This window comes from Rhodobacteraceae bacterium LMO-JJ12, assembly GCA_021555075.1.
Taxonomy (GTDB): domain Bacteria; phylum Pseudomonadota; class Alphaproteobacteria; order Rhodobacterales; family Rhodobacteraceae; genus JAKGBX01.
Genome location: JAKGBX010000001.1, coordinates 195,413 through 208,662 on the forward strand (window position 1 = coordinate 195,413; position 13,250 = coordinate 208,662).

At 60.0% G+C, this 13,250-nt stretch carries 11 protein-coding genes and 1 tRNA gene; 5 read left to right on the forward strand and 7 right to left on the reverse strand.

All coding sequences use genetic code 11. The features are described from left to right. Positions 1–7: 7 nt before the first annotated feature. The 5 genes from petA to dapF form a co-directional block, all read right to left on the reverse strand. Entirely contained in the window at positions 8–586 is a 579-nt protein-coding gene (gene petA, locus LZG00_00990) for a ubiquinol-cytochrome c reductase iron-sulfur subunit (protein ID MCF3592571.1), read from the reverse strand. A 234-nt stretch (positions 587–820) separates the two neighbouring features. Then, positions 821–1,426, reverse strand: coding sequence for a glutathione S-transferase (locus tag LZG00_00995; protein ID MCF3592572.1), 606 nt, complete (start codon positions 1,424–1,426; stop codon positions 821–823). 174 nt (positions 1,427–1,600) lie between these two features. Next, entirely contained in the window at positions 1,601–2,224 is a 624-nt protein-coding gene (locus LZG00_01000) for an FMN-binding negative transcriptional regulator (GenBank protein ID MCF3592573.1), read from the reverse strand. 207 nt (positions 2,225–2,431) lie between these two features. Further along, positions 2,432–3,688, reverse strand: coding sequence for a tRNA (N(6)-L-threonylcarbamoyladenosine(37)-C(2))-methylthiotransferase MtaB (gene mtaB / locus LZG00_01005; protein ID MCF3592574.1), 1,257 nt, complete (start codon positions 3,686–3,688; stop codon positions 2,432–2,434). A gap of 1 nt (position 3,689) precedes the next feature. Beyond that, positions 3,690–4,511 carry a diaminopimelate epimerase gene (gene dapF / locus LZG00_01010; protein ID MCF3592575.1) on the reverse strand — a complete coding sequence of 274 codons (822 nt, stop codon included), beginning with the start codon at positions 4,509–4,511 and terminating at the stop codon, positions 3,690–3,692. Positions 4,512–4,608: 97 nt separating this feature from the next. Here dapF and LZG00_01015 point away from each other — a divergent pair. From LZG00_01015 to LZG00_01035, 5 genes are all read left to right on the forward strand, one after another. Then, positions 4,609–4,684 (forward strand) — tRNA-Lys (locus LZG00_01015). A gap of 668 nt (positions 4,685–5,352) precedes the next feature. Next, positions 5,353–5,589 carry a hypothetical protein gene (locus LZG00_01020; GenBank protein MCF3592576.1) on the forward strand — a complete coding sequence of 79 codons (237 nt, stop codon included), beginning with the start codon at positions 5,353–5,355 and terminating at the stop codon, positions 5,587–5,589. Between the two features lie 69 nt (positions 5,590–5,658). Then, positions 5,659–8,859, forward strand: a complete 3,201-nt coding sequence (locus LZG00_01025; protein ID MCF3592577.1) for a S8 family serine peptidase — start codon at positions 5,659–5,661, stop codon at positions 8,857–8,859. 280 nt (positions 8,860–9,139) lie between these two features. Then, the gene (locus LZG00_01030) at positions 9,140–10,111 is read left to right on the forward strand and encodes a KpsF/GutQ family sugar-phosphate isomerase (GenBank protein MCF3592578.1); all 972 of its coding nucleotides are present in this window, start codon (positions 9,140–9,142) and stop codon (positions 10,109–10,111) included. After that, positions 10,108–10,893 carry a 3-deoxy-manno-octulosonate cytidylyltransferase gene (locus tag LZG00_01035; GenBank protein MCF3592579.1) on the forward strand — a complete coding sequence of 262 codons (786 nt, stop codon included), beginning with the start codon at positions 10,108–10,110 and terminating at the stop codon, positions 10,891–10,893. Before LZG00_01030 ends, LZG00_01035 begins: the two co-directional genes overlap by 4 nt. Before the next feature lie 5 nt (positions 10,894–10,898). Here LZG00_01035 and LZG00_01040 read toward each other — a convergent pair whose 3' ends face one another. Next, a complete protein-coding gene (locus LZG00_01040; protein MCF3592580.1) occupies positions 10,899–11,108 on the reverse strand; it encodes a hypothetical protein in 210 nt (69 codons plus the stop codon). Positions 11,109–11,130: 22 nt separating this feature from the next. Continuing rightward, entirely contained in the window at positions 11,131–13,245 is a 2,115-nt protein-coding gene (locus tag LZG00_01045; GenBank protein ID MCF3592581.1) for a caspase family protein, read from the reverse strand. Positions 13,246–13,250 lie beyond the last annotated feature (5 nt).

Below are 13,250 nucleotides of genomic sequence, written 5' to 3' on the forward strand. Positions count from 1 at the left end.
GTGCTCCTTAACCCAGCTTGATCGTCGTGTCGTCGACGAATTCGGCCACCGGCACCCAGAGGTTCTCGGGGGCGGGACCTTTGCGGATGCGGCCCGACGTATCGTAGTGCGAACCGTGGCAGGGGCAGAACCAGCCGCCAAAATCACCAGCGCCATCACCGATCGGAACACAGCCCAAGTGGGTGCAGACGCCGATCATCACCAGCCATTCGCCAGTGTCCTCGTCACTTTCAAATGGCTTGAGCGTTCTGTTCTGATCGTGCGCATCCAGTGCCATGTCGCTACGGTTCTGGGCGTTGGTGTCGATCAGCGTGGTGATATCGACTTCGCGGGCGGCCTCGATTTCCTCGGGGGTGCGGCGGCGGATGAAGACCGGCTTGCCCAGCCATTTCACCGTGAGCTGCGTGCCCTCTTCGACATCGGCAATATCGACACGGATTGAGGAAAGCGCCGAAACATCGGCGGAGGGGTTCATTTGATCGACCAGCGGCCAGACTGCGGCTCCTGCTGTCACGGCGCCCGCTCCTGCGGTGGCGTAATAGAGGAAGTCCCGGCGGGTGCCTTCGTGATCTTCTGCGTTCGACACGAGGTTTTCTCCGTTTTTTCAGGCCGAGGGTCGGCCAATCTCAAGCGGGCCGCAGAATCCAGCAGCCCTTCCCGCGCGTTCTTTATCGCCGGATTGCCCTTGCGTCCAGACGCGATTGGAAAATGCGCCTATTGAGCGCAGGCTTGGGGGTCACAGTGCAACAGATTCAAGGTGACAATCGCAACACGCCGGCGCCCCGGAAAGGGGCGCTGAAAGCGCGCCCCTCGGGCCGGATCAATCGTTTGGCGCGGTGGATTTCATGCTGTCGCGTTCGCAAAAGACCGCGAACCAATCGTCGAGCGCGTCCCTGCCTTTGCGCCAGGCGCGGTTGTCATGGCGAAAATCAAGATAGCCGAGCGCGCAGCCGATGGCGATATGGGAGGCATCGAGTGGGCCAGCCAGGTGGCTCATCCAGCGCTCATTGACAGCATTGAGCGCGCTTTCGACCTTGCTCCACTGGGCTTCGATCCAATCCTGCGAGCGGTGTTCGGGCGGGCGCAGACGCGATTCATAAATGCAGAGCACGGCGGCATCCATGATCGCATCCGCCGTCGCCTCAAGCGTCAGCGTCTCCCAGATGCGTGCCTCGGGGTAGAGGTCGCCATTGGCGCGCGCATCGAGAAACCGGGTGATGACGCGGCTGTCATAGATCGCCGGGCCGTCGGGGCGGATCAGCACCGGGATCTTGCCTGACGGGTTGGCGGCACGGGCCTCGTCGGCCACTGCGGTGGGCGCGGTTTTTACCGGCACAAGCGTGACGTCATCTTGCTGGCCGGTCTCATGGAGGACGACGCGCACCTTGCGCACGAAGGGGGATGCGGGAGCGTGGATGAGTTGCATGGGAAGGTTCCTTTTGAGGCTGAAATGGCGGAATGGTCAGGGCGGGGTCAAGCAGGGTCTGGGCGCGGTCCGAAGCGTTGCGAGTTTAAGTCGAGACGCCCGTGGAATACAACGCCCGCGCTACGTCTGTTCGGCCCCAGTCCGGGTCTTGCGCAGGGCCGCTGGCCCCTTTTGCTATTGCGGCGGGCGCCGCATCAGGGCGGCGAGAAGCTCGCGCTCGCTGCCGAGACCCTGGGCGGCGAGATGATCGGCCGCCGCAAGGCGCACGGTGTCGGGTTTGTTCTGGCTGAGCTTCCAAGTGCTGTCGATTTCGCGGATGGTCAGCCGGTAGGGGCGGATCTGACGCATCATCCTGGTAGCGATTTCGGGGGAGAGCTTGTCCATCCGCCATTCCGGTTTGGGCGCGAGCGCGGCCTCGAAAAAGGCAGACTGCCGGGCCAGCAGGTCGGGCAAGGCATCATCCGGCATTGGTGCGAGCGTGCCGGTCAGGTGAATTGCGATATAATTCCAGGTCGGCACCTGATCGTCGATTTCATACCAATCGGGCGAGACATAGCCATGCGGGCCCTGCACGGCAATGCGCGCAGGTGTCGGGCCATCGACGGCCCGCGCAATCGGATTTGAACGCACCAAATGCAATAGGGCTTCGCTGCCATCTTCATCGAGCAGAAAAGGAATGTGCGACAGCATCGGAGCCGCGCCGGGTGCGGCAACAGCCAGCATGCCGAACCCGGTCTCGCGGGCAAGGGCGACGGATTCGGCACGGTTATCGGGGCGGTAGGATTTATTGGGATGCATGGCGCTCTCATCTCGGGGATGTGCGCATTGCGTGTAGCGGGGCGCAGATTGTCAAGCGGTGGAACGGCGCGTGTAGGCGGTTTCGCAGGATCAATCGCTGCGTCTGGGGTGGGGTTGGGATTTGAGTATTTGCGGAAAGCTGAAGCGCAAACGGTTCCGGCCGGTTTTCTGGTTCAGATACTCATTTACGCAACAGAGCCTTTTGGGTCAGGCCGTCAGGCGGTTCGCCGATTGCCCGGTGATCGTGGCCGAGACGATGGTGCCTTCGGGTTGCGGCGCGCTGAAGTCCACCTCGGCGAATTGTTCGGTGCGCCCCATCTGCGGGCTTTCCATCAGGATGCGGTGCAGCTTGCCTTGTTGGGCCGCAAGATGGCGCGCAACGGCGGCGTCACCGGCGGCGCGCAGGCGGGCGGCGCGGGCTTTGATCGCGTTGCCGTTGACCTGCGGCATGCGCGCGGCGGGCGTATCGGGGCGCGGCGAATAGGGGAAAACGTGCAGCCAGGTCAGTTGGCATTCTTCCACCAGTCGCAGCGAGTTTTCGAAGTGTTGCTCAGATTCGGTCGGAAATCCGGCGATGATATCGGCGCCGAACGTCATGTCGGGGCGCAGGCGGAGCGCCTCTTGGGCAAAGCGGATGGCATCGTCGCGCAGGTGGCGGCGTTTCATTCGTTTGAGGATCAGATCATCGCCATGTTGCAGCGAGAGGTGCAGGTGGGGCATCAGGCGAGGTTCGGTTGCGATGGCTTGCATGAGTGCGTCGTCCACTTCAATCGAATCGATCGAACTGATTCTGAGGCGAGACAGATCGGGCACCAGTTTGAGAATCCGCATGACCAGATCGCCCAGCCGCGGCGCGGCGGGCAGATCGGCGCCCCATGAAGTAAGATCAACGCCCGTCAGCACCACTTCGTTATAGCCGCGATCCACAAGTCGTTTGATTTGATCGACCACCACACCAGCGGGGACCGAGCGGGAATTGCCACGACCGTAAGGGATGATGCAGAAGGTACAGCGATGATCGCAGCCGTTTTGCACCTGCACATAGGCACGCGAGCGGCTGCCGAAACCGTCGATCAGATGGCCGGCGGTTTCTGTCACCGACATGATGTCATTGACCGCGATGCGTTCGGTCTGACCGGTGAAATCGGGGGTGAGGCGTGCCCATGTGTCGGGCTGCATCTTTTCGGAATTGCCGATCACGGCGTCGACTTCGCTCATGGCAGCAAAACTGTCAGGGTCGATCTGGGCGGCGCAGCCGGTGACGATCAGCTTGGCGTTTGGGTTCTCGCGCCGCAGGCGACGGATTTCCTGGCGTGCTTTGCGCACAGCCTCATTGGTGACTGCGCAGGTATTGAGAATCACCGCGCCGTCGAGCCCGGCCTGGGCTGCCAGCTCTTTCATGGCTTCGGTTTCATAGGCGTTGAGCCGACAGCCTTGGGTGGAGAATTTTGGTGGTGCCGACATTTCAGCCTCTCCAGATCCCGTCAAAGACATGCGCGGTGGGGCCTGTCATCCAGACGCCATCATCGCGCCAATCAATCTCTATCGTGCCGCCGTCAAGCTCGATTGTCACCGCGCGCCCGGTTAGGCCGCGACGACAGGCGGCAACAGCCGTGGCGCAGGAGGAGGAGCCGGAGGCCAGCGTAATTCCCGTGCCACGCTCCCAAACACGCATACGAAGGTGATCGGTGCCGATCACCTGTGCGAACTGCACGTTTGTGCGTTCCGGGAAGAGCGGGTGGTGTTCGATTTGCGGGCCGAGCGCGGCGAGATCGACCGCCTCGACATCATCAACAAAGAAGGTGCAGTGCGGGTTTCCCATGCCTGTTGCCGTGGGCGCCCCGCCGATCGGCAGCGCAAGCGTCTCGGTTTCATGCGCCAGCGGTATCTCGTGCCACAAGAGTTGCGGCGCGCCCATGTTGACCGAGGTGAGGCCATTGCCCGCATCACGCGCCGACAATGTGCCGCGCTCGGTGACGAGGCTGAGCGTGGTCTGGCCGGTTTCATCGAGAAGGTGGCGGGCGATGCAGCGTGTGGCATTGCCACAGGCCGCCGAGAGCGAGCCATCGGCGTTGTAGAAGGTGAGCCGCGCATCGGCGTCTGTGGCGGGTGCGATCACTGCCAGTTGATCGAAGCCGACACCGCGATGCCGGTCGGCCATGGCGCAGGCAAGTTCGGGCGTTATTTTGACGCTGCGCGTACGGGCATCAACGACAACGAAATCGTTGCCCAGCCCGTGCATTTTCATGAAAGCGATAGATGCGTCCTGCGTGTTCATGCGCGGCATATACGCCTGCGTGTGCGATGAATCCAGCATCCTACCGAAATTCGGAGATTTTCGGGGTTGACCGCTTGGGCACAGCTTTCTAGATAGGCCGCCTAGTGGGCCGTTAGCTCAGTTGGTAGAGCAACTGACTTTTAATCAGTGGGTCGCAGGTTCGAATCCTGCACGGCTCACCACTTTCACTGATTTATCAATGCGTTACGCGGTAGCCGCTTTGCGGTTGGCGTGGCGTGATTGCTGTTGGGCGCGTCGGCGGGTTTGGCGGGGGCGTTGAAAGAATGCGCCGATACCGTCCGCATTGGGTGCGTGCAATGGGTCGGTCCGGCGGGATGGATGGGCGAATCAGGGTGGCACCGCGACCTGCCAGATCTGGAAGAGCGCATGCTTTCCCGGCACGAGGTGGTCGCTGGCCCGGCCAACGTGCGGTTGTGGGCAGTGGCGAGTCCTTGATCTTGTTTCTGGGCTTTAACTGTTTGAAATCACGCTTTAAAGCTCCATGTCGTTAGAATTTTCAACGGCGTGACATGCTGTCTGGAACGCAGAGGCGTGTTCGGGGATTTGCGGGTTTTCACATCAGCGCCAGACAGCGGACTTTGAAAAAGTAAATCTGTCGTTGACTCAAATCATGTCTGAGAAGATGATCACAGGTGAAAGCAATTTTTGTTGTTTAGGTGGCTCCGTGTTGTTCTGGAGCATAGTTGCCTGAGGTCTGAACTAATTGGGTATTTTTGAGTGAAGACCTTGTTCGAGGAGAAGAGGTGTTTCCATTTCAAGTCGCAATATTTCGGCTGTTTGCATCGGCGTTTTCGCCGCTTTCATGCTTTTAGTGCTGCCGACTTCGAGCATGAGTAAGACGACTGAACCTCTTGAACAGATCACAGGCCAATATGCCGGGCGCGGCGTCACCTGTCCGCAGTTTAAAATGGACACAGGTGAAACCGTTAGCCTGTCTGGCGTGACCGAACGCGACCTGGCTGATTATACCGATGTTAAACTGACGCTCACTGGTGCCTGGTGGCGAATGTCCACCTGTATGCAAGGAAGGGATTTTCACGTCGAAACCATATCCGTGACAGATTAAGGCGCCCAATTTTAACAGTTTTCTTAATCCCGATTTCGGGAAAATCTACATATTCTAGGGGATTTCACCATGATACCGACAGATCCGCTTTATGCGAGCCAATGGCACTTTGGGCTGATTGGCGACATTGAAACCATCTGGGACGAATACACCGGTTCGGGTGTCAACGTTGGCGTTTACGATTCGGGAATTGATTACAACCATCCGGATTTGATTGGCAACTATGACAGCAGCCTGCATGTTCTCGACGCTCTCGGCAACCCGGTTGATCCGTTTCCAAATGCGGGCGGGGCCCATGGCACGGCTTGTGCCGGTCTGATCGGGGCCTCGGCGAACAATGGCGAAGGCGGTGTGGGCGTGGCCCACGGCGTGACGCTGACCGGGGTAAACATCTTTGAATCCGGGGTTTACGGTTATGTCAACGGCGGCACCCCTCTCGAACTGGCCGCGTTCATCGACGTGATCGAACAGGCCCAGCAGTTCGATGTAATGTCAAACAGTTGGGGCATCACGCCCGGCTATGGCGCGTATCAAAGCGTCTTGGTTCCTGGGCAGACCGCCGACCTGGTCGCCGCCTACGAGCTGATTGCAGAAGTCGGACGCGGCGGATTGGGCACGGTAAACGTCCAGGCTGCGGGCAACGACAACATGAATGCCAATGGCGACGGGGCCAACGCTTCGCGGTTCACGATCACCATTGCCGCCACCGAGTTCGACGGTACCGCCTCGGACTATTCCAATTTTGGCTCTGGCATTCTGGTGGCGGCGCCTGCCGCTGCGGTGACAACAGACATCAGCGGTGGGGCGGGCTATGATGCGGGCGATTATACCACCTCCTTCAACGGCACGTCGGCGGCAACGCCGGTTACTGCCGGTGTGATATCGCTGATGCTAGAGGCGAACGCTGATCTGGGTTGGCGTGACGTTCAGAACATCCTTGCCAATTCAGCCAGCCAGACGGGATCGGCCTTTGGCGGGCCCGCTGCGGGATTTGAAGACGGGGCATGGTTTTCGACAGGTGCCGGGAATTTCAACGGGGGTGGTCACACTTTCAACGTCAGCTATGGCTATGGGATGGTGAATGCATTTGCCGCCGTGCGCATGGCCGAGGTCTGGACCATGATGAACGGCGGATCAGCCGTTTCGGCCGGGTCTGTTGCGGCAAACGCGCTTGAAGAACAGACGGTCGCGGCAGATTCCGGCACGATTGATCTTGCTATTACCGATGCCTCGACGGTGACAAGCGATCTTGTTGTTGCCGGTGGAGTCGAAGTCGAAACAATTATAGTCACGTTCAGTGTGACCCATACTTGGGCCTCAGATCTGGACATATACCTTGTTGCGCCCGATGGCACCCGGTTCATGCTGATGCAGGACGAAGGTAGTTCAACGTTAACCGACAACGGCTTTCAATGGAAATTCGAGATTGCCGCCGCGCGCGGATATTCCTCGGCGGGAACCTGGACGCTTGAAGTCACTGACGATGCGGGCGGAGACGTCGGAACGCTGCATGACTGGCAGCTTGATTTTTACGGATCTGCCGAGTCAAACGATGACATCCATACCGTCACCGAGGATTACGCAGCCCTTGCAGTGGCCGAACCCGGGCGCGTTATCGAGGACACCAACGGCGGCACAGATTGGCTGAATACCGTGGCGCTTCAAGGTCATGTTTTTATTGATCTTACAAGCGACATTTTCTCTGTTAACGGCAGTTCCTTTGCAACCATCGTGGGCGCGGGCTTTGAAAACATCGTTTCCGGCGACGGGGACGATGTCCTCGCCGGCAACGCACTCGACAATGTGCTCATGGGGATGCGCGGCGCGGATCAGTTGTTTGGTCTAGCCGGCGATGATGTGCTGAATGGCGGTGTGGGCGTGGACTACTTGTATGGCGGTGCCGATAACGACACCCTGAACGGTGGTACGGGCGACGACTTAATGTTTGGCGGAACCGGCAATGACCGGTATTATGTCAGCTCTGCCGGGGATCAAGTGACGGAACTCTCTGGTGACGGGACCGATACGGTTATCTCCTATCTCTACAGCTACACTCTGACCGACAATGTTGAACGGCTGGAGTTGCAGGGCAGCGCGGCGAACGGGTTTGGCAACAGCCTGAACAACACCCTCGTCGGCAACGCGCTCAACAATGTTCTGAACGGCGGAGCAGGCAACGACTATATGGTCGGCGGCCGTGGCGACGACCACTATACCGTCGGTGCAGCGGGTGACGTTGTCATTGAATACAACGGCCAGGGAACGGATACGGTCTTTTCCTACGCGGCGTCCTACACTCTGGGCAACCACGTCGAACGGCTGGAGTTGCAAGGCGCAGCGCTGAACGGGACCGGTAACAGTCTGAACAATACCCTCGTCGGGAATACGCACAACAATGTTCTGAATGGCGGAGCCGGCAACGACTACATGGTCGGCGGGCTTGGCAACGATAACTACTTTGTCGGTGCGGCGGGTGACGTTGTCATAGAGTACAACGGCCAGGGAACGGATACGGTGTATTCCTACCTTCACTCCTACACTCTGGGCAACCACGTCGAACGGTTGGAGTTGAAGGGTGCGGCGCTGAACGGGACCGGTAACAGTCTGAACAATACCCTCGTCGGGAATACGCACGACAATGTTCTGAATGGCGGAGCCGGCAACGATTACATGGTCGGCGGGCTTGGCAACGATAACTACTATGTCGGTGCGGCGGGTGACGTTGTCATAGAGTACAACGGCCAGGGAACGGATACGGTGTATTCCTACCTGACGTCCTACACTCTGGGCAATCACGTCGAACGGTTGGAGTTGCAAGGCGCAGCACTGAACGGGACCGGTAACAGTCTGAACAATACTTTGATCGGGTCGAGCGGTGCGAACACACTGCGCGGTGAAGCCGGGGTAGACTATATCGAGGGCAAAGCCGGGGCCGATATACTCTATGGTGGTGCGGGTGCGGACGTGTTCGTTTTCAATAACATGGCGCATAGCCAAGTAGGCCCAGGCAATCGCGACACGCTTGGGGATTTTGCAAGCGGCGATACGATCCGGCTGTCCAACATTGATGCCAATACCGGCACGGGTGCCGACGATGCGTTCAATTGGATCGGAACGTCAGCCTTCTCGGGCAGTGCGGGCGAATTGCGCTATTCTGCCTATGGGCCGAACGCGATCATTCAGGGTGATGTCAACGGTGACGGTATTGCAGATTTCGAAATTGGCTCACTTGGATATACTGCCTTCGACGCGTCCGACTTTGTGTTGTAAGGCGGCCTGAGCCATATTTGAGCGTTAAGGCGGAATGCGGGTGCCTTTGGTTGTGAAGTATCAACCGGCACCCGCATTCTGTTTTTCGCCCACCCCCCTCGCAAGCGTGACGGATTGTTTCGTCACGAAAGCCTCCCGCCTTAACCTCAAGGCAGGGATATGGTGAGATGTCGCGCAACAGATCAATGTCGTGGGCGTTTTGGGGCAAACTCGTGATTCAAGTTTATTTCGAGACGCTTTAGGGTATATCGAAATCACAACGGATTGAGGATCGGGATGCATGGACAAACAAACCCCTGACCCCGGCGGGATCATTCGCGCCGGTCGTCGCGTCTTGCAGATCGAAGCCGATGCGCTGGCGCAAATGGCGGCCTCGCTGCCGAAGGGATTTGAAGCGGCGGTGCAGATGATCTTTGCCTGCACCGGGCGCACCATCGTTTCGGGCATCGGCAAATCGGGCCATATCGCGCGCAAGATATCATCGACGCTGGCCTCGACCGGCACGCCGTCGGATTTTCTGCACGCCGCCGAAGCAAGCCATGGCGACATGGGGATGCTGACGCGCAATGACGTGTGCATTCTTTTGTCGAACTCGGGCGAAACCCAGGAAATGGGCGATCTGATCCGCTATACGCGGCGGTTTTCGATCCCGCTGATCGGGGTGTCTTCGCGTCCCGACAGCACCCTGATGCAGGCTGCCGATATCCCGCTCGCGCTGCCCGATCTGGCCGAAGCCTGCGCCATTGGCCGCGCGCCGACGACATCGACCACGCTGACGCTTGCGTTGGGTGATGCGCTGGCGGTGGCGGTGATGGAACAGCGTGGCTTTGGCGAGGATGATTTTCAGACGTTCCACCCCGGCGGCAAGCTGGGCGCGCAGTTGATGCGGGTGTCAGAGTTGATGCACGGGCCGGAAGCGTTGCCGCTTGTTGAGCCCGACACGCCGATGAGCGATGTGTTGTTGACCATGACATCAAAGAGTTTCGGCATCGCGGCCGTGGTTAAGGATGGCCGTCTTGTCGGGGTGATCTCGGACGGTGATTTGCGCCGCAACATGGGCAACCTGATGCAGATGACAGCCGGAGAAATTGCCAGCAAAGACCCGGTGACAGTGACCCCGGATTTGTTGGCGGCCAAGGCGCTGGCGATTTTGAATGCGCGCAAGATTGGCGTGTTGATGGTTGTTGACGCAGACAACCGCCCCGTTGGCATATTGCATATCCATGATGTCTTGCGCGCAGGTGTGGCATGAAAACAGTGATCCTGATCCCGGCGCGTTTCGCCTCGACACGCTATCCCGGCAAGCCTCTGGCCGAGCTGCGCCAGAAGGACGGATCGACAAAGACGCTTATCCAGATGAGTTGGGAAGCGGCCCGCGCCATTTCCGGCGTGGCCGAGGTGCATGTCGTCACCGATGACGCGCGGATTCGCGCCCATGCTGAAGGGTTCGGTGCCAGTGTCATCATGACCGCGCCCGAGCGTGAAAACGGCACCGCGCGCTGTGCCGAGGCGGCGGTGGGGTTGGACGCTGATCTGATCGTGAATTTTCAGGGCGATGCGCCGCTGACGCCACCTTGGTTCGTCGAAGACCTGATTGCTGCGATGCAGGCCGACCCGGAGGCGCAGGTCGCCACCCCGGTGCTGCAATGCGACGCCCAGACCTATGCGATGTTTGCCGAGGATCGCCGCAATGATCGTGTTGGCGGCACCACGGCGGTGTTTGGGGCCGACAATCGCGCGCTCTATTTCTCCAAGGAAATCGTGCCCTATATCGCGCCCGGCAAGCTGCCTGAAACGGATATTCCGGTCTATCATCATGTGGGCGTCTATGCCTATCGCCCCGCCGCTTTACGCGCCTATATCGGCTGGCCCGAAAGCCGTCTGGAGCAGCTTGAAGGGCTGGAACAGTTGCGGTTTCTGGTCAACGGCACACCGCTGCGCTGTGTCGTGGTCGAGGCGCGCGGGCGGGTGTTTTGGGAGCTGAACAACCCCGAAGACGTGGCCCGCATCGAAAAGGTGTTGGCCGAGCAATAGGGCGGCTAGGGCGTGGTGCGTTCGCGCAAGCGATGCCGGAGATTTCGCCAGCCCCGACATGCTGCGACCCCAAAGACGCGCGCTGCCGGGTATCGGCCGCCGCCGATAACACAGACATCCGCCTCGGCCTCACCAGCGAGTTGCGGGGCGGGCATATGAGACGCACGGGTTCTGGTATAGAGCGTGTCGATGTAGCCCTTGCCGCTTTCACTCAAAATCTGGTCCTCTTTGCGCGCTCTATTGCGTAGGGGCGGTATCAATGTCGAACTGCAAGATCACCGGGGCCGGCCCGTTGTCGTCCTCAAGCGCCACCGCGCCGCGGGTGACCGTGCCAAACCCCGCCATGCGCAGAGAGGCGGCAAAGCCGCTGCCGCCGGGGGCATTGCCGCGTGTTACTTCAATGGCGTCCTGCGCCAGAAACCGAAGATCCTCAACAGGCGATTGCGGTGTTGCCGGGGTCAGGATCACCACGACACGATCCCGGCCAAACGCCTTGTCCGTGATGCGGAACAGCCCTTTTCTCAGGGTGTCACCGGGTTGCAACCGGCCCTGATAGAAATGTGTGATCGAATAGTCCGACCCGATATGCAGCACATTGGCATCAATCGGAAAATCCTCGTTGTTGCGGGCCAGAACATGCATTTGGTCATCAGGCAGCATGACCGGCACCGCGCTAAGATCAAGCGCGCGCAACTCGCGTTGTTTGCTGGTCTTGGTCAAAAGCTGCAATTCGACGCCGAGGGCGACATTGTCGTATTGCCCTCCCATGCGCAGCAGGTTGATGGCGCGCCCCATACGCTCAAGATTGTCCTGCATAAGCGCGGCAATTTCCGCCGCATTGCGCCCCTGGGTGCCAATCGAGGGGGTCTGCCCGGCCTTGGACGGTTCGAAATAGCCGGTGCCGGGCAGCATCCAGATGGCATCAGGGCGCGGGCTGTCCGGGATCATGGCAAGGCGGATGTCGGCTTCATCTGCGGGCGCGACGAATTGCACCCGATTTCCAATATCTTGGGTCAACAGATCAAGCGCTGCATTCAGCGCGCCGGGAAGTGGCACCTCATCTTGCGGCAGGGCGACGCGCAGGGTGAAATCCATCTCGTTCGTCAGCTGTCTGGCAAAGGCACCATTGGGGATATCGGAGGGATCAGGCGCGCTTAGCCCGGCGTGCTCAACAGGCTCTAACTCGGCGCTAAACGTGTCGGCATAGGTGACGCGAACATAGCCAAGCGCGCCCTCAAGACTGGTTGCGGCGGTGGGCAGCAGGGCGAGCACATCGCCTTCGCCAAGGTTTTGCAATTGCCCCGCGCGCAGGGTCAGGCCGAATTCGCCGGTCTCGACAGGCCATTGCACGATCCGCTCTGTGGCCTCGCCGGAAAACACATAGCCATCCAGATCGCCCTCAAACATCGGGGTGGACAGGGCGAGGTTCTGAACCGCGTATTTGCGCAGCACTTCCTGCCCCAACTGGCGATAGGTCAGGCCGGGGTTCTGCGCCAGCGTCTCGAAGATCGTATAGGTGAACACCCCCAGCGATTTGCGATCAGGCGCGCCGCGTGGCAGGCGTTTTTCCGGCGTCGTCTCGGTGGTTTGCGCGGCGTAAAAGGCGATGAAGGCGCCGCGGCCGGGTTTGGTTTCGGATTTTGGCGCGCGCTCCATCGGGCTTGGCGGGCGGGCGCGCGCATCGGGCAGCGCGCGGCTTTGCGATTTGGCATCTTCCATCGCGGCATCAGGCACGCCAAGCGCGTCAGGCGCGAGCTTGCGCAAGCGCACCTCTTCCGCGCCACTAGGCGCGGCGCGAGTTACGGTGCCGGAATGGCAGGCATCAAACACCGCCCAGACGGTCGCCCCGTTGGCACGCAGGCTGTCGATCAGGGTGCCAATCTCGTCATCAACCAAAGCGTTTTCTACTGACCCGATGCTGTCATTCCACGGCCCGATATCGACCGGCAAGAACAGCTCGTCCAAGCCGTCAATCTCGCTCTCGGGGTCAAGCGCGGGCGCCTGCGTGCCATGGCCGGAGAAATGCAGATAGATGAAATCATCCGGCCCCACCTTGGTGGCCAGCGCGGCAAACCCGGCGCGGATACCCGCCAGCGTCGGCGCGCCATCGGCCCCTTCGACACCATCTGCCAGAACCGTGATATTGTCGGCCTGAAACGGCTCTGGCGCCGTCTCGATCAGATAGTCACGCACCAGCACGACGTCATTGGCGGGGCCGCGCAGCCAGTAACGTTCATCAAGGTTTTGATAGGTTGAGGCACCGACCAGAAGTGCGAAATTCTCGGCCAGCGCGGGCGCGGCCAAGAGGGCGGAAAAAGCAGTGGCAAGCAGGGGCAAATGGCGGCGCTTCATGGCAA

Excerpts from the sequence above, each read along its gene's own strand:
- LZG00_00995 (MCF3592572.1), bottom strand. The coding sequence starts at position 1,426 with ATGCAACTCATCCACGCTCCCGCATCCCCCTTCGTGCGCAAGGTGCGC.
- LZG00_01000 (MCF3592573.1), bottom strand. The coding sequence starts at position 2,224 with ATGCATCCCAATAAATCCTACCGCCCCGATAACCGTGCCGAATCCGTC.
- mtaB (MCF3592574.1), bottom strand. The coding sequence starts at position 3,688 with ATGTCGGCACCACCAAAATTCTCCACCCAAGGCTGTCGGCTCAACGCC.
- dapF (MCF3592575.1), bottom strand. The coding sequence starts at position 4,511 with ATGCCGCGCATGAACACGCAGGACGCATCTATCGCTTTCATGAAAATG.
- LZG00_01020 (MCF3592576.1), top strand. The coding sequence starts at position 5,353 with ATGAGTAAGACGACTGAACCTCTTGAACAGATCACAGGCCAATATGCC.
- LZG00_01025 (MCF3592577.1), top strand. The coding sequence starts at position 5,659 with ATGATACCGACAGATCCGCTTTATGCGAGCCAATGGCACTTTGGGCTG.
- LZG00_01030 (MCF3592578.1), top strand. The coding sequence starts at position 9,140 with ATGGACAAACAAACCCCTGACCCCGGCGGGATCATTCGCGCCGGTCGT.
- LZG00_01035 (MCF3592579.1), top strand. The coding sequence starts at position 10,108 with ATGAAAACAGTGATCCTGATCCCGGCGCGTTTCGCCTCGACACGCTAT.
- LZG00_01045 (MCF3592581.1), bottom strand. The coding sequence starts at position 13,245 with ATGAAGCGCCGCCATTTGCCCCTGCTTGCCACTGCTTTTTCCGCCCTC.